The sequence below is a fragment of the Paenibacillus sp. J22R56 genome (assembly GCF_056269375.1).
Genome location: NZ_JBWDNV010000007.1, coordinates 180,297 through 202,176, shown reverse-complemented (window position 1 = coordinate 202,176; position 21,880 = coordinate 180,297). Strand labels below are relative to the sequence as shown.

Here is a 21,880-nt window from a genome sequence, read left to right as displayed (position 1 = left end):
GGTGAAGGTTTCATTATTTATCACCTGTCTTAGCGATACATTATATCCCCGCGTAGGGGAAGCCATGGTTAAATTGCTGGCTCGATACGGAATACAGCTGCATTTTCCAACTGTTCAAACTTGCTGCGGTCAACCGGCCTTTAATAGCGGTTATTGGAAGGAAGCACGGGAGACCGCCAAGACGATTCTTGACGCTTTTGAAGATAGTGACTTTGTTATTTCTCCTTCGGGCTCTTGTACAGGCATGATTCATCATTATCCGAAGCTGTTCGAAGCGGACCCGCATATGCATGCACGAGCGGTTAAACTGCAGAGCAAATCATACGAATTTACACAGTTTCTTGTACAGGTGCTTGGTGTTAAAGATCTAGGCGCCGTGTTCCCTCATAAAGTCACCTATCATCCTTCCTGCCACGGCAGCAGGCTGCTTGGTGTGAAAGAAGAGCCTTTGGAGCTTATGCGAAATGTTGAGGGGCTTGAGCTCGTTCCACTCCCATTCGCGGAGGACTGCTGCGGCTTTGGTGGTACTTTTGCCGTAAAGATGGCGGATATTTCAGGTGCGATGGTAACGGAGAAGGTTGACCATGTCCTGGAGACGGAAGCTGAAGTGCTAGTTGGGCTCGATCTGGCCTGTCTGATGAACATTGCAGGTAACCTTAGGTACCGTAATCAGCCTGTGAAGGTGATGCATTTGGCGGAGCTGTTGTATGAAGGGGTGAAGCAGGCATGAGTACGGCTGGAGCAGCGTCCACGGTGAAAGAACGCGCCGATCTGGCGCTGAACGATGAGTTCTTACGCAAAGCCGTTAAGTTTACAACGGAGCGGCTTCGTAATGGTAAGAAACAAGCATCTGCTGAACATGGCAATTGGGATGACTGGCGGGAGCGCGGCCGGCAAATCCGGCTGCACACGATCGCACATCTCGATTATTATTTGAATCTGTTTGCGAATCAGGCACGGGCAAATGGCGTGCATGTGCATTTTGCGGAGACATCGGCTGAAGCAGTTAAGCTGTCTCTTGAGATTGCGCAGCGTAAGCAAGCGAAGTCGGTTGTGAAGTCGAAATCAATGGTAACCGAAGAGCTGCATCTCAATCATGAGCTTGAGTCCATTGGTGTTGAGGCGATTGAGACTGATCTTGGTGAATATATTATCCAGCTTGCCGGGGAGACGCCGTCTCATATTATTATTCCAGCGATTCATAAGAATCGGTACCAGGTAGCTGATCTGTTGTCTAAAGAGGCAGGCGAGACACTCGCGCCAGACACTTCCATTCTTGCTGGCTTTGTTCGGAAGAAGCTTCGCGAGAAGTTTCTTGAAGCTGATATCGGCATGACGGGCTGTAATTTCGCGATTGCCGAGACGGGCTCTATGGTTCTGTTCGAGAATGAAGGCAACGCACGGATGGTAACGACAGTTCCGAAGACGCAGATTACGCTGATGGGGATGGAGCGGATTATTCCGTCCTGGTCTGATCTGGAAGTGATGGCTACGCTGCTGCCACGTTCTGCGACTGGGCAAAAGCTGACTGTCTATATGTCTGGCATTACTGGGCCGCGGCGTGACGTTGATGCGGACGGTCCTGATGAGATGCATATCATTATCGTTGATAATGGACGTTCTTTGCAGCTTGGGGACCCTGAGTTCCAGGAATTATTGAATTGTATTCGTTGCGGTGCTTGTCTAAATGCATGTCCGGTTTACCGTCATATTGGCGGTCATGCTTATGGTGGTACTTATAGTGGTCCGATTGGTGCGGTGCTGACACCCGCGCTTAATAAAAATGTAGGTGAATGGGATGATATTGCGAATGCATCCAGTCTATGTGGGGCTTGTTATGAGGCCTGTCCGGTCAAAATACCTCTGCATGAAATGCTGATCTATTTGCGCCGGAGAAAGCTGGAGCAAGGCCATGGCAATGCGGCGGAGTCGCTTGGCATGAAAGGCTTTGCTGCCGTCATGGGCAGTGCAAAGCGTTATTCAACCCTTGTGAAGCTTGGAAAGCTGGGACAAAAGCTTGTCGTCAGGGACGGCGGGATCCGTCTCAAGCTTGGACCGCTGAAAGGCTGGAATACGTACCGTGTTACGCCAAGCCTGCCGAAGAAGTCATTCCGCGACCAATGGGGGACGCTGGAGCAGGAACTGCGTCATGGGCTTCAGGAGTTAGATCCTGCTGTAAAAAGCCGGATGGAAGCGATTATGCGGGATAGAGACAGCGGGGGAGGCAACGGACATGGGTAATCAGGCAGAATCACATGATGAATGGCTGAAGCAGCTGGCGGAGGATTCTAAGCGAAAGCAGGAATCGTTCATGAACGGGATTGCCCAGAAGCTGAAACGTCCACGAGTGATGGAGGCGCCGAAGCATCCTTTCCGGGGAGCCCCGGATTTCTGGCAAAGCTTCGAGTGGCCGCTGGAAGAACGAATGGACCGGTTCGAGGAGAACTTTAAGAGCGCTGGCGGACATGTAGCCAGACTATCGGATATGGATGCAGCAAAGCAGTTTATTGCGGAGAAAGCTTCGTCCTTAAGCGCACGGTATGTTATTCGGCAAAATCAGCCGGAGCTTAATGAATTGGGGCTTGAAGAAGCGCTGCAGGGCACTGGAGCTTCGGTTCGTGTATGGAACAGTGACGCGGATGAGAACTGGAAAGCACGTGCAGCGGAAGCAGATTTCGGGGTTGTGGTGGCCGATTATGCGGCAGCCTATACCGGATCTGTGACAGTATTATCCTCGAAAGATAAAGGCCGTTCGGTCAGTCTTTTGCCAACCGTTATGTTTGTGCTCATTCCGCTGGAGAGGCTGAAGACAAGGCTTGGCGAAATTTTGATTCATTTCGATGAAGCGGGCCGCGAGCAGCTGCCAGCGGGTATCCACTTTATTTCCGGCCCAAGCCGCTCAGCTGATATCGAGAATGATCTTACGATTGGCGTTCATGGTCCCGGTGTGGTCTATGCTTTGCTGATTGGATAGTTGGATAGTTACGCGAGTGAAGCTCCCATGTTTGGATTGGCGTTTGCAGCGCCGGACTGAACATGCGGGCTTTTTTATTTGCAGTTGGGTGTTAGGGAGAGAATTAGCAGGAGTATGACAGGAAGCCTCGAATTCTTTTAGAAAATAATTCCATCTATAAGGAGAGCTGCATGTGTCAAAAAAGCCAGATTTAGTGCTTGATGTGGCAGGGGTTATCGCTGCTAATTTTTCTCCGCAGTTTTGGCAGGAGCTTACGTCACGGTATGAAATTCCATACGACAGACTTGTACATTTTAAACATGAAATGCGTGTAAAATTGTGGACTGGTGTTATTTCTGAAGATGAGTTTTGGAAGGAGCTTACTTCAAACTTTCCTACAATCGACAAAGATGATGCACGGCAATCTCTGCTATCACAAATTACTCCCTTGCCAGCAGCTAATGAGATCCCGCGCTGGAGCAAGTATGCAAACATTCATCTGCTCAGCAATCATAGAGTGGAGTGGATAGAGCATATTGTAACGCCTCTAAAGCCTTATCTGCGAAGTGTGACGATTTCCAGTGCTGTCGGCTGCTGCAAGCCGGACGCCGCGATCTATGCCCTGGTGGAACAGCATTGTGAGCAGCAAGGATTTATTCTGTTTGTGGATGACCAGACCAAAAACTTCTACGATCCTGTCTTGCGCGGGTGGACAACTCTCCTTGCGGATGAACAAGGCGACTGGGTCAAGCAGGTTAATAGGTATCTTAGGGCATGACTATAACGCAAAAAAAGCAGCAGGCTCAGTAGAGTCTGCTGCTTTTTCGATTCCCATTATTTTGTTTCAAGGAATTTTTCGATAAACTGAACGGCTTTATCCGTGTTCTTCGAACCTTCGCGTACACTTGCAATAAAGTTATCCTTGCCTTGAATTGGAATGTTTCCGAGAATCGAGCTGCCGGAAATTTTGACGCCGTAAGTGTGCTCATCAGGAACATCTTCCGTCTTCTGTTTGTAGCTGTCTTCCGGCTTAAGCAGATTGGAGAAGTCTGCTATGGAGTCCAGATTCATAAAGGCACCTTGCGGTCCAACCCAGTTAAAGGCAGCGGTATCTGTAATGTAGATATCAGGGCGTTCCGTTGCTAGAACAACCATCGCTTTTTGCTGGGAGGCAATGTCCATTTGATCCTTGGCATCAAGTGGAACATACGTAAAGTTAACTTTAAAGCGCTTAAATTCCGGGAATTGGGCAAGAAGTGCGGTCTCGATATCTGCCTCTGTCGTTTGTTTACCGGTGCTGTCGCTCATATAGTATTCCCCCAAATACATAATGGACAGATCTACGGGAGGAAGCTTGGCAAGGCGCTCCTGCTCAGCCCTATGGTCCATATAGCTGTTAATGCCTACAATAACAAGAATAAGAGCGATAATGCCGCCAAGTACATGGAACTTGTAATAACGCCAGAAGTGGTCTACTTTTTCGGCAGAGCCGGCCATCTTTTTGTATTTGCCATATTCCTGCTGGTTAAATTCTTCGCTTGCTTTACGGTTCTCCTCATTCAAGATATACCGGTAAGCACGTGTTACTTCCTCGAAATCAGCTTGGTCCGTACCGCTCGGATTTTCTCTTTGTCTAGAGCGAGATTGACGCATTAAGGTGGTGTACCGCTTATCGACCTCTTCTTTCGAAGCATTGTCAGGGAGACCCATCTTTTCGTAGGCTCGTTTCAATTCGTCCATGGAGTTACTCTCACCTCAGTTAGTAGTAGAAAAACTCAAAAAAATAATAGCTACTCTCTAGTATACGGATTTGTTTAGAAGATTTCCATTCCTCCATCTGGGAGTCAATCGGGCTACAAATTATGATGACCTATGGTATGATAGGAAAAAGTGCGAATGGGCTTGAACGAAACCGTCAATACATAGATTAAGAGCAATGTAATCGGGGGAAATTTTATGTTAAGAGGCAAAACAATTTTACTAGGTATTACCGGTGGAATCGCAGCTTATAAAGGAGCGGCGCTTTGCAGCAAGCTTGTGCAGGCAGGGGCTGAGGTCCACGTCATTATGACGGAATCGGCAACTAAATTCATCACACCGCTGACGTTACAGACCTTATCCCGCCATCCGGTGCATATCGATACGTTTGATGAGAATGACCCTTCAGTCGTTTCTCACATTGATCTGGCGGATCGTGCCGACCTGATCGTTGTTGCACCTGCTACGGCTAATATGATTGGGAAAATGGCTAACGGACTAGCCGATGATATGCTCAGCACAACGCTTCTCGCTGCAACCAGCCCGATCCTGGTAGCACCTGCGATGAACGTACATATGTACGAGCACCCTGCAGTTGTTCGTAATTTGGAGCTGCTTGCTTCGCGCGGAGTGATGTTTGTTGAGCCGGGTACTGGTCAGCTCGCCTGCGGCTATGTGGCCAAAGGACGTCTTGCGGAGCCGGAGGATATTGTGATTGCGGTTCATTCCTTGCTGAGAGCGAAGGAGAACGGGCAGCTTGCCGGCAAGCGTGTGCTTGTGACCGCGGGCGGTACGGTGGAACGGCTTGATCCGGTCCGGTACTTAACGAATGATTCTTCTGGGAAAATGGGCTTCGCGATCGCAGAAGCGGCCAAAGTCATGGGAGCAGAGGTTACGGTTATTGCGGGCAGAACGTCCGTAGATGCTCCGGCAGGCGTTACGGTTGTCCAGGTGGAATCGGCGCAGCAGATGCTTGATGCCGTGCTTGAACGCTTCGATCAATCTGATATTGTCGTCAAATCGGCAGCGGTTGCGGACTATCGGCCAGTGACAACACATGGTCAGAAAATTAAGAAATCCGGCGAAACACTAACCCTAGAGCTGGAGAAAACAACAGACATCTTGCAAACCCTAGGCGGGCGGAAGAAGCATCAGTTTCTTATCGGATTTGCTGCGGAAACCGAGCAGTTGGAGAAATATGCGATGGATAAGCTGACTCGCAAAAACTGCGATCTGATTGTAGGCAATGATGTCAGTCAGGACGGAGCAGGCTTTAACGGCGACACGAATATCGTGCAGCTGTTCGGTCCAAGCGGCTTGATCGAAGCAATGCCGATGTTATCCAAGCGTGAGACGGCGCAGCGGATTCTGGCGATTGCAGCGCAGCGGATAGCGGAGGGAACGGCCAATAACGGAGGTCGGGGCGAATGATTGCCAAAGTCATTGTCGACGTGCCGAGCCGCCAGACGGATCGGCCGTTTGATTATGAAGTACCCAAAGACTTGGAGAGCTGGGTTGAGGTTGGCAGCCGGGTAGGCGTACCTTTTGGTGGAAGGGTACTGCAGGGGTTTGTCATTGAGCTTGCAGAAACAGCAGATATCGACCCAAAACGCCTGAAGCCGATATCAGAGCTGCTTGATCCTATGCCTCCTTTGCTGCCTGATCTGATTGAGCTTGCCAAATGGATGAGTGATAAATATTGCTGCTCCTGGACGACTGCACTTCAGGCAATGATACCAGCGGCGCTGAAGGGGAAAGCTGAACGCTACATCAGCTTGAACGATGATCCTGAATTTTCGGCAGAGGAGTATGGCCTCACGGCACTGCTGCCGGAGGATATGATGGATTGGATCGGTAAGCAGAAGCAGGTGAAGCTGGAGACATTGCAGCAGCGTTTTCCGGACTATGCATCAGCCATCAAGGAAGCGCTCCGTGAAGGTCTGCTCTTAGAGCAGACATCTATACGAGATAGACTTGCCATTCGCAAGGTGCTGACGGTGTTCCCGCCAGAAGACGAAGCTGCGGCACGTGAAGCCCTGCAGTCTTTCCCGGCACGGGCAGGTAAACAACGTGAGCTGCTTGCCTTCATGCTGGAGCGGGGAGAGGCGATGCCACTGCAGGCTATGCTCGCAGAAGCCGGTGGATCGCCTGCCAGCGTGCGTGCGCTCGTAGATAAGGGACTGCTCGGAATGCATGAAGTCGAGCAGGAGCGTGATCCTTACGCAGGTCGAAACTTCCAGCGGACTGAACCGCTGCCGCTGATGCCAGGCCAGCAGACCGTGTATGAACGGATTGCCGCCACGGTGAGCCGCGGCGAATCACAGGCTTTGCTCCTGCATGGGGTAACGGGAAGCGGCAAAACTGAGGTCTATATGCAGTCGATTCAGCATTGCTTAGAATTAGGCAAGCAAGCGATCGTGCTTGTCCCGGAAATTTCGCTGACGCCGCAGATGGTCGAGCGCTTCAAGGGCCGCTTCGGCGACGCTGTAGCCGTGCTGCACAGCCGGCTGTCGAACGGCGAGCGTTATGATGAATGGCGCAAGATCCGCAGCCGCCGCGTGGAGGTTGCGATTGGCGCACGCTCGGCCATATTCGCGCCATTCGAGCGAATCGGGCTCATCATTATCGATGAGGAGCATGAATCCTCCTACAAGCAGGAAGAGAGCCCGAAATACCATGCGCGTGATGTGGCTGTACGGCGTGCTAGGCAGCATGGCGCAGCCGTAGTACTAGGTTCAGCGACTCCGTCACTGGAGTCTTTCGCAGCAGCCAGCCGTCAGCCGGCGCCAGGCAAGGAATCGGCTCTTCTGCCGATGCCCGAGCGGGTTGGCAGCCGTCCGATGCCGCCCGTTCAAGTAATCGACATGCGCTCCGAGCTGCAAGATGGCAACCGCTCGATGTTCAGCAGACGGCTTCATGCCGCTCTCATTGAGCGGCTGGAGCGCGGGGAACAGTCGGTGCTGCTCCTCAACCGGCGCGGCTACTCGACGTTTGTAATGTGCCGTTCCTGCGGGTATACGGCAGCTTGTCCGCATTGTGATATTTCGCTGACGTATCATCAGAAATCACGGGCGCTGCGCTGCCATTATTGCGGTCATGCAGAGCTGGCACCGAAGGAATGTCCTTCCTGCAGCAGCGAGCATATCCGGTACTTCGGTACAGGTACGCAGCGGGTAGAGGAAGAGCTGGCAAAGCTGTTCCCGGGCATCCGCGTCATTCGGATGGATGTGGACACGACAACCGAGAAGCATTCCCATGAGAAGCTGCTTAAGCAATTTGGCGAGCGGAAAGCTGATGTGCTGCTTGGGACGCAGATGGTTGCTAAAGGTTTGGATTTCCCATTTGTCACGCTTGTAGGCGTTATAGCTGCAGATACGTCGCTTAATTTGCCGGATTTCCGTTCGGCGGAACGGACATTCCAACTGCTCACACAGGTAGCAGGGCGCGCAGGGCGTCATCATTTACCGGGAGAGGTTGTCATCCAGACGTACTCCCCAGAGCATTATGCAATCGTAACCGCTCAGCAGCATGACTATGCCGCATTCGTACGGGAGGAGCTGAAACACCGCGGTGTTATGGGCTATCCGCCGTTTTGCAGGCTGGTTCTTGTGACGATGTCGCATGAGCAGCTGCCACTTCTGTCATCGGTCAGTGAGCAGTTTGCCGAGCGTCTCCGCGGGCTGGCTGCTGATGAGGGAGTTCTTGGTCCGCTTGAAGGCGGTTTGCCGAGGGCTATGGATATTCTTGGTCCTGTCGCTTCACCAATTTCTAGAATGAAAGATCGCTACCGTTTTCAATGTGTGATAAAATATCGTGGAAACATCGACGTACCGGCGCTGCTTAGGCAAGCGATGGCTCCATTTATAGAGGGCTCGCCTCTCAAACTGGTGCAGTTTAGTATCGACGTCGATCCGCAAGTCATTTTATAAAATAGATAACGATCGTAAAGGAAGGTATTAGGCTATGGCCATTCGTATTATTGTAAAAGAACCAGATCCGGTGCTCCGGGAAGTTGCAAAGGAAGTAACGAAATTTAACTCCAATCTGCAGAAATTGCTGAAAGATATGGCGGAAACGATGTATGACGCAGACGGTGTAGGACTTGCGGCTCCGCAGATCGGCATCTCCAAGCGTGTAATCGTAGTTGATATTGGCGATGAAGAAACAGGTCTGATCTCTATGGTTAACCCTGTCATTGTAGAAAAAGAAGGCGAGCAGGTTGGTCCGGAAGGCTGCCTCAGCATCCCGAACCTAAATGGCGATGTGAATCGTTTTGAGCGTATCGTTGTGAATGGTCAGGACGCAGAGGGCAACCCGTTCACAGTTGAAGCAAGCGGCTTCCTTGCGGTTGCTTTCCAGCATGAGATTGATCATCTGAACGGCATTCTGTTCACTGACATTGCTCAAAATGTATATGACATTTCGGCAAGACAAAGAAAAGGCGGCGAGTAAAGGAATGCGTATTGTATTTATGGGAACGCCGGAATTCGCCGTTCCTTCCCTGCGTCTTCTGATCGAGCAGGGCTACAACGTAGTCGCTGCTGTGTCGCAGCCTGACCGTCCGAAAGGCCGTAAACGCGTGCTGACGCCGCCTCCTCTGAAGGAAGCGGCTCTTGCGTTTGGTCTGCCTGTGCTGCAGCCTGAACGGATGCGCAGCCCGGAAGCTGTTGCTGCCATTGCTGAGCTTCAGCCGGATTTGATTGTCACAGCAGCTTATGGTCAAATTTTGCCGAAAGCCTTGCTCGAGATTCCACATCTTGGTTGCATTAACGTGCATGGCTCGCTGCTTCCACGTTACAGAGGCGGAGCGCCGATTCAGCGATCGATTATTAACGGAGAGTCTGTGACTGGCGTTACGATTATGTACATGGCAGAAGGTTTGGACACTGGCGACATGATCAGCAGGGTAGAAGTGCCAATTACGGATGAGGATACTTCGGGTACCTTGTTCGAGAAGCTGAGTGCAGCTGGTGCTGAATTGCTTGGCCGTACAATGCCTTCTATTATCGCAGGCGAAGTACAAGCTGAGCAGCAGCGTGATGAGCTGGCGACTTATGCACCAAACTTGACCCGTGAAGATGAGCGGATCGACTGGAATAAATCAGCGATCAGCATTTACAACCAGATTCGCGGCTTGTCTCCGATGGCAGGTGCCTTTACGTACCTGAACGGCGAAGTGTTTAAGGTATGGGTATCATCGAAGCCTAACGGATCGAATGGCTCTGGATCCACTGCTCCGGGTACGGTAGTTGCCGTAAGCGCTTCGGGCATTGAAGTACAGACCGGTGACGGGATTTTGACATTGCTTGAAATACAGCCTTCGGGCAAACGAGTAATGACGGTAGCAGATTGGCTTCCAGGCGCTCGCCTATCAGCCGGTGCTGTATTTGGCGGAGGCGAAGCATGAGCGAGAAAGAGACGATGAAGCAGAAGCAGAACAATACCTCAGGAAAACCGAAACGGAAGCCGGGCGGACATGGAAAAGGTCAGTCGGCTCCGAAGGAACAGCGCACTGTCCGCGTCCGTACACCGCGCGAGCTTGCCCTTGATACACTGGTGAAGGTTGCGGAGACTGGAGCTTACAGTAATTTGCAGCTTAACCGTGCTTTGCAGGATGCTCAGCTCCAGCGCGCTGACGCTGGACTTGTGACGGAGCTTGTCTATGGCACGATTCAGCGCCAACTGACGTTAGATCATTGGCTAAGTAAGTTTGCGGCTAAGGGACTGCGTAAGCTGGAGCCTTGGGTGCATCAGCTTTTGCGCATGAGCGCCTATCAATTGTTGTACCTCGACCGAATTCCGGCCCATGCTGCGGTGAACGAGGCGGTAACCATTGCAAAGCGTAGAGGACATCAGGGAATATCAGGAATGGTGAACGGCATTCTTCGCAGCATTGACCGGAACCGTGCGGAGCTCACGATCGACACAATCTCAGATAAGAATCCGGCCGTGCAAATCTCGGTAAGACATTCTTATCCAGAATGGCTGGTTGCACGCTGGATCAAAGCATACGGCGTGGAAACAACCGAAGCGATCTGTGCTTCAGGCAATGAAGCTCCACATGCCAGTGTGAGAATCAATCCTCTTCGTGAAACGAGAGAAGAAGCCTTACAACTGCTGACTGAGCAAGGCAGTGAAGCGGAAGTATCGAAGCTTGCTCCGGCAGGTATTGTGGTGCGCCGGGGCGGTAATCTGGCTGATACGGAAGGATTCCGCAAAGGTCTATGGACGATGCAGGACGAGAGCTCGATGCTCGTTGCCGAAGTGGTTGCTCCTAAAGCAGGCATGCAGGTGCTTGATTGCTGCGCAGCTCCGGGCGGGAAAACAACACATATGGCCGAGCTGATGGGCGGCAAAGGCAAAGTGTATGCCAATGACCTCCATCCGCATAAGCGTCAGCTTATCGTAGACCAAGCCATACGGCTTGGCCTTCAAAATATTGAAGCGATTACGGAAGATGCCGGCAATCTTGGAGTACGGTTCGCTCCGGCTTCATTGGATGCCGTGCTGCTGGATGCCCCTTGCTCGGGCTTTGGCGTTATCCGTCGCAAACCAGAAATTAAATGGACGAAGACGGCTGGCGATGTTGCTGAGATCGCTGGAATTCAGCGTAAGCTGCTTAAAGCGGCTGCAGAACTTGTTAAGCCGGGCGGCACACTTGTGTACAGCACATGTACGATTGAAAGCACAGAGAATGAAGACCAGGTAGCTGCCTTTTTGCAGGAGCATCCCGAGTTTCAGCTAGACGCTGAGTGGCCGGAGGAAGTGCTTCAGCCGCTCCGCGAGAAAGGTATCATTGACAGCTCGTTTAAGGGACAAGCACAGCTTCTGCCGCATCATTTTGGCAGTGATGGCTTCTTCATAGCACGTCTTCGCAGACGTCAGTAGTCCATTTGTGGCTCGCCATGGGCGTTTGTGGTAAAATAAATCATCAGCGCCGGCTAAGCCGACGCGCTAGTTCAGAGTCAGGTGTGATAATAAGAAGATGAAACCAATAATTTATGACTATAACCTCGATCAGCTTCAAGAGTGGATGCAAGAGAATGGTGAGCCGGCGTTCCGCGGCGGCCAACTGTTTGATTGGCTCTATGTGAAGCGTGTGAAGAGCTTTGAAGACATGTCCAACTTGCCGAAGTCACTCCGTGATAAGCTGGAGGAGAACTTCCAGTTCGTGACGCTTACAGAAATTACGAAATTTGAGTCGAAAGACGGAACAGTTAAGTTCCTGTTTGGCCTGCATGATAATCATGCGATTGAAACAGTTATTATGCGTCACGAATACGGCAACAGCATTTGTGTAACGACACAGGTAGGCTGCCGGATCGGCTGTACGTTCTGCGCTTCGACGCTGGGCGGCTTAAAACGGAACCTGACAGCAGGTGAGATTGTTGCACAGGTCGTTACTGCTCAACAAATGCTTGATGCAACGAATGAGCGTGTATCGAGTATTGTTATCATGGGCTCCGGTGAACCATTTGAGAATTATGATGCAACAATGACATTCCTGCGTATTATGATTCATGAGAAGGGGCTAAACATCGGCCAGCGCCATATTACGGTCTCGACAAGTGGTATCGTACCAAGCATGTATAAATTTACAGAAGAGAACACGCAGATCAACCTTGCGATCTCGATCCATGCACCAAACGACAAGCTTCGTTCGAAGCTGATGCCTGTTAACCGCCGCTTCCCGTTTGAGGATGTTATGGCAGCATGCCGCAATCATATTGCGAAGACTGGCCGCCGTATTACGTTTGAATATGCCTTAATTGGCGGTGTCAATGACCAGGCTGAACATGCACAAGAGCTGGCTGATGTGCTTCAAGGCATGTTGTGCCATGTCAACTTGATTCCAGTTAACCATGTGCCTGAGCGGAATTATGTTCGTACGCCGCGTAACGACATTTTCGAATTCCAGCGCATTTTGGAGAAAAACAAAGTCAATTGCACGATTCGCAGGGAGCAAGGTCATGATATTGCAGCCGCATGCGGCCAATTAAGGGCGAAACATATGGAGTCCACGACGAGGTGATCACGGTTGATTACGGCAAACCGAAGCGATGTTGGACGAATTCGTCAAATTAACGAAGATCGTTCGTGGGTAGGACAGCTGGATAACGGCATAACGCTTGCCATTGTGGCCGACGGAATGGGCGGTCATCAAGCAGGCGATGTAGCGAGCCAGCTGGCGGTTAATACGTTCAGAGACATGCTTGAGAAGAGCGCGTCGAAGGCGGATTTGTCGATGCAAGAGGGGAAAATGCTAATTCGTCAGGCACTCGTCATGGCTAATGACGTCGTGTACGATATGGCATCACGCAACGAGCAGTACTACAATATGGGAACGACAATCGTCGCCGCCTTGTACAAAGAGCGGCAGCTGATTATCGGTCATATCGGAGACAGCCGCGCCTATCTCATTACCGCAGATGGAATTGCGCAACTGACAGAGGATCATACTCTTGTGAATGAGCTGGTGAAGTCTGGCCAGATCAGCTCCGAGGAGGCGGCGCATCACCCGCGCCGCAATGTAATTACACGCGCGGTTGGAACGGACGCGCATGTTGAGGTAGATATCTATACCGCAGCCTTGACGGATAACGATATTCTGCTGCTTTGCAGCGACGGACTGACGAACATGGTCAGTGACGAGCTGATGCTGCAGACGGTTTGCGAGGATGGACTGGAATTGGATGGTAAAGCGGATCGCCTCATTCAATTAGCGCTGCAAGCAGGAGGAGACGACAACATCACTGTCGTGCTTCTTCAGGAAGCAGAGGCTGCTTATCGAGGAGGTGACAACGGATGATTGGACATCAACTAGGTGGACGTTATGAGATTATAACGAGAATTGGCGGAGGCGGTATGGCGCTTGTCTATAAGGCGCATGATATTTTGCTGAACCGTAATGTCGCAGTGAAGGTACTGAGGCAGCAATTCGTCCATGACGAAGAGTTTATTCGGAGATTCCGCAGGGAAGCGCAATCGGCGGCTTCGCTGTCTCATCCGAATGTCGTCAGTATTTACGATGTAGGGCAGGAAGAAGATACGCATTACATCGTTATGGAATATATCGAAGGTCATAATCTTAATGAAATTATAATCGAGCGTGCGCCGTTGCAGGCAGATGAAGCGGTGCGTATTGCTATGCAGATTTGTGATGCTCTTGAGCATGCACATCAGAATCATATTATTCATCGCGATATTAAGCCACATAACATCTTAATTGGCAAGAATGGCAGAGTGAAGGTGACGGACTTCGGGATCGCCCGTGCCGTCACATCCTCTACCATTACACAGACAGGCTCGGTAGTCGGGTCGGTCCATTATTTCTCGCCGGAGCATGCCAAGGGAGTTAGTACAGGGGAGAAATCCGACTTGTATTCTCTTGGGATCGTATTGTACCAAATGTTAACCAGCAAGCTTCCATTCTTCGGCGAAAGTCCGATTAGCGTCGCTCTGAAGCATTTGCAGGAGGAGTTTGAGGAGCCTAGAAAGGTGAATCCACATATCCCGCAAAGTGTGGAAAATGTTATTTTGCGTGCTATGCGCAAAAATCCGAGCGAACGTTACCAATCGGCTCGTGAGATGCTTACGGACTTGGACACTTGTCTCAAGCCAAATCGGATCAATGAGCCCAAAGTAACATTTGGCAGCAGCGACCTTGACGAGACTCGTGTTATGCCAGCTATTCGGGGAGAATTGCTGCCATCGGAGCCGCAGCAATCGGCACAGTCGTATATATCGCCTGTTTCAGCGGCAGCGCCGCTGGAGCGCAGGGCGGCGGCCGCGTCGAGTGAACCGGAAGTCGAATGGAAAGATGAGAAGCCGAATGGAAAGCCTAAAGGCTGGAAGCGCCCTACAACCATTGTAGGGGTCACGCTGGTGGCGTTAGCTTTGATTATATGGGGATTCTTCGCCCTGCTGGACAAACTTGATGTGCCGGATGTGGACGTGCCTTATGTGGTTGGCAAGTCAGAAGATGATGCCCGTGCTATGCTTGAGGCCAAGGGGCTGAGGGTGAAGGAGCCAATCATCCATGAGTTTATGGGGGATGTACCGCAAGGTGTAGTATTCGATCAGGACAAGCAAAACATGCAAGTGAAGGAAGGCTCTTGGATACAATTGTCGGTCAGCGACGGCGCTGTGCTGGAGAAGATGACCGATTACAAGGGCAAGCAGATTCAAGAAGCTAAGGATGATTTGATTGCACTTGGCGTGACGGAAGAGCAGATTGCAGTTGAACCGGTATTTAGTGACGAGGATTCAGGTGTGGTCATTAACCAGACACCGGAGTTTGGTTCGGAATTTGATCCGAAGACAGCAACGTTTACGTTCATGGTAAGTAAAGGACGTGAAACAATTCCGATGCCGAATCTGATCGGCCACACCGTTGCTGAAGCGAAGGACATGGTTAAAGCGAATGGACTGACACTTGAAGATGACGATATTTTAGAAGAACCAAGCTATTCAATAAGCAAAGGACTTGTTATTGATCAAGACCAGTTCAAACCTAACGATCCTGTACCAAAAGGGTCGAAGATCTCGATTCGCGTAAGCTCAGGACCTCCTAAGGATGCCAAAAGCCATACGTTTAATGTAACGATATCGCCTGCAGAAGCAGGCAAGACAAGCGAGATTCGGATTGTATACACGGATGCGCGTGGTAAGGATATTGAATGGGGCAAACGCCAAATTCAAGATACACAGTCCTTCCCTGTTGAAGTGATGCTGGCACCTAATACAGAAGCGAGTGTAACGGTATACCGGGACGGTCAATTTGTAGATAATCGTTCCATCACTTATGAGGACCTGGTACAAGGCTCAGATTCCTCTTCCCTTACTATACCGGGAACCGGCGGTACGGATCCGGATACAGGTACAGGTACAGGTACAACGGAAGAAACAGATAACCCGGACCAGCCTGCAGATGCTGATCCGAAAGAAAGCAATGACAACGGAGGCGCCCAAGATGAGCAGCAATAGTGAAGCCAAGGGGAGAATCGTCAAGGCGCTAAGCGGCTATTATTATGTATTGCCGAATGAAGCAGAGTCATCGGGGCAAACGGTGCAATGCCGTGCCCGCGGTGTATTTAAGAAGAGAGGATTGACGCCGCTTGTTGGCGACGACGTGGTGTACAGCTTAACAGAGAACGGCGAGGGCACGGTGGAAGAGTTGCTGCCCCGCTCTTCCGAGTTAATACGGCCGCCGGTCGCGAATGTCGATTTGGCTATTCTTGTCTTCTCCGTGACGGAACCCACCTTGAATTTACAGCTGCTGGACAAATTCCTTGTTCATATCGAGCATGCCGGCATTGAGCCAGTGTTATGCTTAAGTAAGCAGGACTTGGAACAAGATGGCGGGGAAATGGAAGAAGCAGCTGTTGCTATTGAGGCTGTTAACCGTATCTACACCGCTATTGGCTATGAAGTATTCGGCACTAGCTCACGCCAAGGCGTTGGGGTAGAAGAGCTGCACAGCCGCCTGAAAGGGCATGTAGCGGTATTCGCCGGTCAATCGGGCGTAGGGAAATCATCGCTGCTGAATGCCCTTGTTCCGGGCCTTGAGCTCGAGACGAATGCCATCAGCAACAGGCTTGGCCGTGGTAAGCATACGACCCGCCATGTGGAGCTGGTGGAGATCGGCGGAGGTTATGTGGCGGATACTCCTGGTTTCAGCCAGCTGGATTTCACAGAGCTTGGCATTGAGGATCTTGGTTACTGCTTCCGTGAAATGCGGGAGCTTGCGCCGGATTGCAAATTCCGTGAATGCTCGCATGTGCATGAGCCGGGATGTGCGGTGCTGAAGGCCGTGGCGAATGGTACAATCGCTGCAAGCCGCCATCAGAACTACTTGACGTTTATGACCGAAATGAAAGAGAGAAAGCGGAGGTACTAGTACTTATGGCAATTATCGCACCATCGATCCTGTCGGCAGATTTCGCGCGGCTTGGAGACGAGATTAAAGCAGCAGAGCAAGCGGGAGCGGATTGGATTCATGTTGACGTTATGGACGGTCATTTTGTACCGAACCTGACTTTTGGACCTCCGGTTATCGCAGCAGTACGTTCGGCGACGAAGCTTCCATTTGATGTACATCTGATGATTGAGCGTCCGGAGTTATCGATTCCAAGTTATGCGGCTGCCGGAGCGGACCGTATTACGGTTCATGCAGAGGCTACCGTGCATCTGCACCGCACGATTCAACAGATCAAAGACCTTGGTCTTCCGGCTGGCGTTGCCCTTAATCCAGGCACGCCTCTGTCTGTGCTGGAGCATGTTCTTGGTGATGTTGATTTGGTTCTGATTATGACCGTTAACCCTGGATTTGGCGGACAAGCATTCATTGAGGAATCGCTTAATAAGCTGCGTCAGCTTCGCAAGATGCTGAGCGATCGTGGCCTCGACCATGTTCATGTACAAGTTGACGGGGGCATTAACAGCACAACAGCGAAGCAGGTTGTAGAGGCTGGTGCGAATGTGCTCGTAGCGGGTAATGCAGTATTCGGGGAAAGGGATCGCGCGGCTGCGATTGCTGCGCTTCGGTAATTGATGATGGAGGAAGATTACGAGTTAGAGCAGAGCATCTGGAAGAAAATAATGTGGATCGCTTTCTACGCGATTACAGCAGGCCTTCTGCTCGGTCTTTTTACGGCGATCTCCTCGCCTATCAAGTACGTTTGCTCTCTGGTGGCCTTGTATGTCGCCATTAAATGCTTCAAGCGTTTCTCCACCTGGGGGCCGCGTATATCCTTTATCGTATCTGCAATAATCGTTTATTTCGCTACGGCTCTCGTGATCGCGATCGTTATTTATTTGCGTGATAACCCGATGCCTGCTGGCTAATAGAATACGAGCTGGTGCTTTGGAATAGGACAGCTTTAGAACGCATAGGATGGTTACATGAACGAAGGTTCGTGTAGCCATTTTTTTGTGTGTAACAATTGGTTCACACTTCCAATTTCGATGAGCGTGTCTGAGGAGGGATGGGCATGAAGTTTTACACGATCAAACTGCCGAAATTTCTGGGCGGATTCGTAAAAGCAATATTGAATACCTTCCAAAAAAACTAGGTCCGATGCACGTCTTAACGAATGATCGTGGGCAAGGCGGAACGGTTAAGCCAGTCTCAAGTGGCAAAACGAGTTCCGATCCGAAGAATTCTAGGCCGTATAAGAAAACTCTTATAGAGTCCTAGAATTCAAGGCGGAAGGTTCCCGCCATAGAATGGCGGCGGGAGGAGTTCCGATCCGAAGAATTCTAGGTCATATTAAGAAGACTCTTATGAAGTCCTAGAATTCAAGGTGAAACGGTTTTGCCGTACTAGGCGAGGTTCATTCAAGGTGAGGCGACATTGCCGTCCGTTGGCAGGGCGAGGCGCGTTTCATTCTGACGAATTCTAGGCCATTTTATGAGATAAAACTTATAAATAATCTTAGAATTCAAGAAAAAAAAGCACCTGAGCTCAGGTGCTTTTTGTCTAAATATAAGAAAGTATAATCAATTATACGACGCTTATATTTCATAGCGAAACGTTCGCTGCGCCGCCAAGGTGACGGCGTCAGCTGTTTGCGCTCTACCGCCTGGTTGGAATCCGGAATTATACGCGAGTAATTTTGCCGGATTTCAGTGCACGTGTGCTGACATAAACGCGTTTCGGTTTGCCGTCTACCAAGATGCGAACCTTTTGCACGTTTACACCCCAAGAACGACGGTTTTTGTTGTTTGCGTGGGATACATGGTTGCCTGTACCAGGCGATTTACCAGTAATAAAACATTTGCGGGACATGAGTACACCTCCTTAAGGTTGTGCGTTGCGAAGAGCCAAGCTACCTCGCAAGCCTGCGCTTAGAGTTTGCTTTGAACTATTAGCTGCATTGTTAGCACAAGCTGTAATTAATTACTTGGTCAAGCCTGCACAAAAACATACTTGATTATCGTATCACAATTGTTCTGTATCAGCAACTTAAAAGTATGAGAAATGACCGATTTTGTCATCCTTTTTACCTTTCACCCTTCTATAATGAAGCTATTTATAGTACAATAATCCTTAGTCCATATTATTTACGGTAAAGGAGTGTATTCCCATACCACTGCAAATTAAGAACGAGCTTGGACAGATAATTGTGAATGATGACTGTATTGCAGTGATTGCAGGCTCTGCAGCCATGGATTGTTATGGGCTGGTCGGAATGGCTTCCCGTAAACAGTTGAAGGATGGCATCGCCGAGCTGCTCGGCAGAGAAAACATGTCGAAGGGCGTCCAGGTACGCCGGGAGAATGAAGAGCTTCATATTGAACTGCATATTATCGTAAGCTACGGCACGAAAATATCTGAAGTAGCGCATAATATTCAGAACAAGGTTAAATATGTCCTTAATGATGTAATCGGTCTTCAAGTGGACCAGGTCCATATATTCGTTCAAGACGTAAGGGTATCTACGTAGCAGGAAGGGGAATTGTCGTTGAGTAAGCGCTCCATTAACGGATCTGATTTTACCGCCATGGCACTGCTCGGTGCGGAATATTTAGAAAGAAATGTAGACCGGGTTAATTCACTGAATGTGTTTCCGGTGCCAGACGGAGATACGGGTACTAACATGAATCTAACGATTGTCTCGGGGGTTCGTGAATTGCGGAACAAGCCGTCCGACCACTTGGGTAAGGCAGCCGAAGCATTGTCCAAAGGGCTTCTTATGGGAGCAAGGGGCAATTCGGGAGTTATCTTGTCCCAATTATTCCGGGGCTTCGCCAAATCACTTGGCAGCTTGGAAGAGGCCGGTACGCAGCAGATTGCTGCCGCATTCCAGAACGGCGTTGACATGGCTTATAAAGCGGTCGTGAAGCCGGTAGAGGGAACCATCCTTACAGTGGCGAAAGAAGCTGCTAAGCATGCGGTTCAGTATGCCCGCAGGACAAGTGACGTTGTCGAGCTCATGACAGAGATTCATGCCAAGGCAAATGAAGCGCTGCAGCGCACACCGGATCTGTTGCCGGTACTGAAACAAGTCGGCGTCGTTGACTCCGGCGGACAAGGTCTCGTGTTTATCTACGAGGGCTTTGTTCATCATTTGACTCAGAGTGGTACGATTCAAGAGAAGGTATTTGCATTCCCGTCTGAAGCAGCAGCACCAGAAGAAGTAGCTGCAGCACAACGGATTGCCGTGCCACGTCCAGCGGCTCCGGTATCCGCACAATCGAGATTAGCAACCGAAGATATCGAATTCCTCTATGATATGGAATTCTTTATTAATCGCAAAATTAGCGGAAAAGCTGTGCCGTTTTTCAATGAATACGCTTTCAAGAAAGCTTTGGAAAAAGACGGCGATTCAATCCTCGTCATTGCAGATGATGATATCATTAAGGTGCATGTCCACTCGCGCAAGCCTGGCGATGTATTGAATCTGGCCATGGCCTACGGCGAGCTGACCGATTTCCACATTCTGAATATGCGGGAACAGCATCGTGATTTGCTGGAACAGGAAGCAGCGGCTGTACCTTTCGCACCAGTCGCAGAGTACGCGCTTGCGGGTGATATTTCGTCGACGGAACTGCTTGCAGGTCCTTCTGCTCAAGTCGTTGCACCAGAGAAGCTGCATGAGCTTGCACCATTTGGTATTGTAGCGGTCGCACTGGGAGAAGGTATTGCGAATATATTCCTCAGCAATGAAGTAGATATCGTCTTGTCCGGCGGGCAGACGATGAATCCAAGCACCGAAGATTTCGTTAACGCAATTGAGTCACTGCCAGCGGAGCATATTTACTTGTTACCGAACAATAGCAATATTATTCTCGCGGCTGAACAAGCAGCAGAACTGAGCGGACGTCAGGTAACGGTTATTCCGACGAAGACGATTCCACAAGGGCTTGCGGCGATTCTTGCCTTTAAGGAAGAAGAATCAGCAGAGCGTAACGCGGCTTGGATGAAGAGTGCTGCGGAGCAGGTTGTATCGGGTCAAGTTACTCAAGCCGTGCGGAATACATCCATTGATGGTGTTGATATCCAAGAAGGCGACTACATGGGGATTAAAGAGAAGACGATTGTCTCCTCGAAGCCAAGTCTGCTTGAGGCTTGTCAGCTATTGATGGCAGCTATGGTGGAGGATGGCGGCGAGCTGCTTACGGTATTAACCGGTGAGGATGCAAAGGACGCCGACATCGAAATGTTGTGTGAATGGATCGAGGAGGCTTATCCGGATGTTGAACTGGAGGTTCATGTCGGCGGCCAGCCATTATATCCTTATTTGTTTGCTTTAGAATAGCTGTAATCAAGAAAGTTATACAATTTGGGAGGGGACGTACGTATGGGGAGCATACGCATCGTGACCGACAGTGCATCAGATATTCCATTGCAGCTGAGAGAAGAGCTCGGTATTGAAATGGTTCCGCTGAAGATTCTGTTTGGAGAAGAAACTTACTATGATGCTGTTACGATGAATACGGAGCAATTTTTCGACAAAGTAGCGGCATCGTCTCAGCTGCCTACCTCATCCCAGCCATCACCGATGGAGTTTCAAGAGGCATATGAGCGCATTTTGCAAGAGGATCCGAACGCATCGATTATTTCGATTCAATTATCAAGTGCGGTCAGTGGGACCTATCAATCGGCTGTAATTGGAAGCTCGATGGTTGAAGGGGAGCCGGATATTACCGTTCTTGATTCCAAGACGGCTTCATATGCATACGGCATGCGCGTTGTTGCAGCAGCCAGAATGGCCAAGGAAGGCGCTTCGAAGGAAGCTATTCTTGCTGAGATTGATCGGATGCAGAGGTCAACAGAGCTTTATTTTCTTGTAGATACGCTGGAATATTTGCAAAGAGGAGGACGAATCGGCAAAGCCTCCGCCTTAATTGGATCTATTCTTAATATTAAGCCGATTTTGTCACTCGATAAAGATGGCATGGTGTATGCCGTAGATAAAGTGCGTGGTTCGAAAAAAGCGATGCTGCGTATTATTGATATGTTGGAGCAGGCTTGTGGCAGCGAACCTGTTATTCTGACGATTGCATGTACGACAGGTAAGGAAGCTGCCATGGAGTTCGGCGAGATGATTAAAAGCCGTTTCAACGTGCAAGAGGTTGAATATACAACAGTTGGTGCAGTAATCGGGACTCATGTTGGTCCTGGTACGCTAGCTGTGTTTATGCGCAGAGTGTGAGGTAGAGAAC

At 50.3% G+C, this 21,880-nt stretch carries 21 protein-coding genes; 19 read left to right on the top strand and 2 right to left on the bottom strand.

Annotated elements, in window-relative coordinates; translation table 11 throughout:
• The first annotated feature begins 1 nt into the window (after position 1).
• The 4 genes from AC0YNT_RS18035 (at position 2) to AC0YNT_RS18020 (ending at position 3,731) form a co-directional block, all read left to right on the top strand.
• Complete coding sequence (locus tag AC0YNT_RS18035; RefSeq protein WP_475805893.1) at positions 2 to 730, top strand: (Fe-S)-binding protein; 729 nt, start codon at positions 2 to 4, stop codon at positions 728 to 730.
• Positions 727 to 2,241, top strand: coding sequence for a LutB/LldF family L-lactate oxidation iron-sulfur protein (locus AC0YNT_RS18030; protein WP_475805892.1), 1,515 nt, complete (start codon positions 727 to 729; stop codon positions 2,239 to 2,241). The genes AC0YNT_RS18035 and AC0YNT_RS18030 overlap by 4 nt, the downstream gene beginning before the upstream one ends.
• Positions 2,234 to 2,974, top strand: coding sequence for a LutC/YkgG family protein (locus tag AC0YNT_RS18025; RefSeq protein WP_475805891.1), 741 nt, complete (start codon positions 2,234 to 2,236; stop codon positions 2,972 to 2,974). Before AC0YNT_RS18030 ends, AC0YNT_RS18025 begins: the two co-directional genes overlap by 8 nt.
• 172 nt (positions 2,975 to 3,146) lie before the next feature.
• Positions 3,147 to 3,731: an HAD family hydrolase gene (locus AC0YNT_RS18020; protein WP_475805890.1), complete on the top strand. Its 585-nt coding sequence runs from the start codon at positions 3,147 to 3,149 to the stop codon at positions 3,729 to 3,731.
• Positions 3,732 to 3,787: 56 nt separating this feature from the next.
• Here AC0YNT_RS18020 and AC0YNT_RS18015 read toward each other — a convergent pair whose 3' ends face one another.
• Positions 3,788 to 4,693, bottom strand: a complete 906-nt coding sequence (locus AC0YNT_RS18015; protein ID WP_475805889.1) for a J domain-containing protein — start codon at positions 4,691 to 4,693, stop codon at positions 3,788 to 3,790.
• Between the two features lie 216 nt (positions 4,694 to 4,909).
• Here AC0YNT_RS18015 and coaBC point away from each other — a divergent pair, with 216 nt between their 5' ends.
• The 12 genes from coaBC (at position 4,910) to spoVM (ending at position 17,784) form a co-directional block, all read left to right on the top strand.
• Positions 4,910 to 6,142 carry a bifunctional phosphopantothenoylcysteine decarboxylase/phosphopantothenate--cysteine ligase CoaBC gene (gene coaBC / locus AC0YNT_RS18010; protein ID WP_475805888.1) on the top strand — a complete coding sequence of 411 codons (1,233 nt, stop codon included), beginning with the start codon at positions 4,910 to 4,912 and terminating at the stop codon, positions 6,140 to 6,142.
• Positions 6,139 to 8,640, top strand: a complete 2,502-nt coding sequence (gene priA / locus AC0YNT_RS18005) for a primosomal protein N' (RefSeq protein WP_475805887.1) — start codon at positions 6,139 to 6,141, stop codon at positions 8,638 to 8,640. Before coaBC ends, priA begins: the two co-directional genes overlap by 4 nt.
• 34 nt (positions 8,641 to 8,674) lie before the next feature.
• Positions 8,675 to 9,163: a peptide deformylase gene (gene def, locus AC0YNT_RS18000; RefSeq protein WP_167278003.1), complete on the top strand. Its 489-nt coding sequence runs from the start codon at positions 8,675 to 8,677 to the stop codon at positions 9,161 to 9,163.
• Between the two features lie 4 nt (positions 9,164 to 9,167).
• Complete coding sequence (gene fmt, locus AC0YNT_RS17995) at positions 9,168 to 10,118, top strand: methionyl-tRNA formyltransferase (RefSeq protein ID WP_475805886.1); 951 nt, start codon at positions 9,168 to 9,170, stop codon at positions 10,116 to 10,118.
• Positions 10,115 to 11,599, top strand: a complete 1,485-nt coding sequence (gene rsmB / locus AC0YNT_RS17990) for a 16S rRNA (cytosine(967)-C(5))-methyltransferase RsmB (protein ID WP_475805885.1) — start codon at positions 10,115 to 10,117, stop codon at positions 11,597 to 11,599. Before fmt ends, rsmB begins: the two co-directional genes overlap by 4 nt.
• 97 nt (positions 11,600 to 11,696) lie before the next feature.
• A complete protein-coding gene (gene rlmN / locus AC0YNT_RS17985) occupies positions 11,697 to 12,743 on the top strand; it encodes a dual-specificity RNA methyltransferase RlmN (protein ID WP_167278010.1) in 1,047 nt (348 codons plus the stop codon).
• Between the two features lie 6 nt (positions 12,744 to 12,749).
• On the top strand, positions 12,750 to 13,520 hold the full coding sequence (locus AC0YNT_RS17980) for a Stp1/IreP family PP2C-type Ser/Thr phosphatase (RefSeq protein ID WP_475805884.1): 771 nt from the start codon (positions 12,750 to 12,752) through the stop codon (positions 13,518 to 13,520).
• Positions 13,517 to 15,697 carry a Stk1 family PASTA domain-containing Ser/Thr kinase gene (gene pknB, locus AC0YNT_RS17975; RefSeq protein WP_475805883.1) on the top strand — a complete coding sequence of 727 codons (2,181 nt, stop codon included), beginning with the start codon at positions 13,517 to 13,519 and terminating at the stop codon, positions 15,695 to 15,697. The genes AC0YNT_RS17980 and pknB overlap by 4 nt, the downstream gene beginning before the upstream one ends.
• Positions 15,684 to 16,610, top strand: a complete 927-nt coding sequence (rsgA, locus tag AC0YNT_RS17970; protein ID WP_475805882.1) for a ribosome small subunit-dependent GTPase A — start codon at positions 15,684 to 15,686, stop codon at positions 16,608 to 16,610. Before pknB ends, rsgA begins: the two co-directional genes overlap by 14 nt.
• A gap of 5 nt (positions 16,611 to 16,615) precedes the next feature.
• Positions 16,616 to 17,260, top strand: a complete 645-nt coding sequence (gene rpe, locus AC0YNT_RS17965; protein ID WP_167278018.1) for a ribulose-phosphate 3-epimerase — start codon at positions 16,616 to 16,618, stop codon at positions 17,258 to 17,260.
• 51 nt (positions 17,261 to 17,311) lie between these two features.
• Complete coding sequence (locus tag AC0YNT_RS17960; RefSeq protein ID WP_167278020.1) at positions 17,312 to 17,557, top strand: hypothetical protein; 246 nt, start codon at positions 17,312 to 17,314, stop codon at positions 17,555 to 17,557.
• A gap of 146 nt (positions 17,558 to 17,703) precedes the next feature.
• The gene (gene spoVM, locus AC0YNT_RS17955; protein WP_010345573.1) at positions 17,704 to 17,784 is read left to right on the top strand and encodes a stage V sporulation protein SpoVM; all 81 of its coding nucleotides are present in this window, start codon (positions 17,704 to 17,706) and stop codon (positions 17,782 to 17,784) included.
• Between the two features lie 527 nt (positions 17,785 to 18,311).
• Here the strand turns inward: spoVM and rpmB are convergent.
• Positions 18,312 to 18,500: a 50S ribosomal protein L28 gene (gene rpmB / locus AC0YNT_RS17950; RefSeq protein WP_042160148.1), complete on the bottom strand. Its 189-nt coding sequence runs from the start codon at positions 18,498 to 18,500 to the stop codon at positions 18,312 to 18,314.
• Between the two features lie 298 nt (positions 18,501 to 18,798).
• Between rpmB and AC0YNT_RS17945 the strand changes: the two genes are divergently transcribed.
• The 3 genes from AC0YNT_RS17945 to AC0YNT_RS17935 are packed head-to-tail and all read left to right on the top strand — an operon-like array spanning position 18,799 to position 21,870.
• Positions 18,799 to 19,158: an Asp23/Gls24 family envelope stress response protein gene (locus tag AC0YNT_RS17945; protein WP_167278207.1), complete on the top strand. Its 360-nt coding sequence runs from the start codon at positions 18,799 to 18,801 to the stop codon at positions 19,156 to 19,158.
• Between the two features lie 18 nt (positions 19,159 to 19,176).
• On the top strand, positions 19,177 to 20,973 hold the full coding sequence (locus AC0YNT_RS17940; protein ID WP_475805881.1) for a DAK2 domain-containing protein: 1,797 nt from the start codon (positions 19,177 to 19,179) through the stop codon (positions 20,971 to 20,973).
• 42 nt (positions 20,974 to 21,015) lie between these two features.
• Positions 21,016 to 21,870: a DegV family protein gene (locus AC0YNT_RS17935; RefSeq protein WP_167278025.1), complete on the top strand. Its 855-nt coding sequence runs from the start codon at positions 21,016 to 21,018 to the stop codon at positions 21,868 to 21,870.
• Positions 21,871 to 21,880 lie beyond the last annotated feature (10 nt).

Excerpts from the sequence above, each read along its gene's own strand:
- AC0YNT_RS18030 (WP_475805892.1), top strand. The coding sequence starts at position 727 with ATGAGTACGGCTGGAGCAGCGTCCACGGTGAAAGAACGCGCCGATCTG.
- AC0YNT_RS18025 (WP_475805891.1), top strand. The coding sequence starts at position 2,234 with ATGGGTAATCAGGCAGAATCACATGATGAATGGCTGAAGCAGCTGGCG.
- AC0YNT_RS18015 (WP_475805889.1), bottom strand. The coding sequence starts at position 4,693 with ATGGACGAATTGAAACGAGCCTACGAAAAGATGGGTCTCCCTGACAAT.
- coaBC (WP_475805888.1), top strand. The coding sequence starts at position 4,910 with ATGTTAAGAGGCAAAACAATTTTACTAGGTATTACCGGTGGAATCGCA.
- priA (WP_475805887.1), top strand. The coding sequence starts at position 6,139 with ATGATTGCCAAAGTCATTGTCGACGTGCCGAGCCGCCAGACGGATCGG.
- def (WP_167278003.1), top strand. The coding sequence starts at position 8,675 with ATGGCCATTCGTATTATTGTAAAAGAACCAGATCCGGTGCTCCGGGAA.
- fmt (WP_475805886.1), top strand. The coding sequence starts at position 9,168 with ATGCGTATTGTATTTATGGGAACGCCGGAATTCGCCGTTCCTTCCCTG.
- rsmB (WP_475805885.1), top strand. The coding sequence starts at position 10,115 with ATGAGCGAGAAAGAGACGATGAAGCAGAAGCAGAACAATACCTCAGGA.
- rlmN (WP_167278010.1), top strand. The coding sequence starts at position 11,697 with ATGAAACCAATAATTTATGACTATAACCTCGATCAGCTTCAAGAGTGG.
- pknB (WP_475805883.1), top strand. The coding sequence starts at position 13,517 with ATGATTGGACATCAACTAGGTGGACGTTATGAGATTATAACGAGAATT.
- rsgA (WP_475805882.1), top strand. The coding sequence starts at position 15,684 with ATGAGCAGCAATAGTGAAGCCAAGGGGAGAATCGTCAAGGCGCTAAGC.
- rpe (WP_167278018.1), top strand. The coding sequence starts at position 16,616 with ATGGCAATTATCGCACCATCGATCCTGTCGGCAGATTTCGCGCGGCTT.
- AC0YNT_RS17960 (WP_167278020.1), top strand. The coding sequence starts at position 17,312 with ATGTGGATCGCTTTCTACGCGATTACAGCAGGCCTTCTGCTCGGTCTT.
- spoVM (WP_010345573.1), top strand. The coding sequence starts at position 17,704 with ATGAAGTTTTACACGATCAAACTGCCGAAATTTCTGGGCGGATTCGTA.
- rpmB (WP_042160148.1), bottom strand. The coding sequence starts at position 18,500 with ATGTCCCGCAAATGTTTTATTACTGGTAAATCGCCTGGTACAGGCAAC.
- AC0YNT_RS17935 (WP_167278025.1), top strand. The coding sequence starts at position 21,016 with ATGGGGAGCATACGCATCGTGACCGACAGTGCATCAGATATTCCATTG.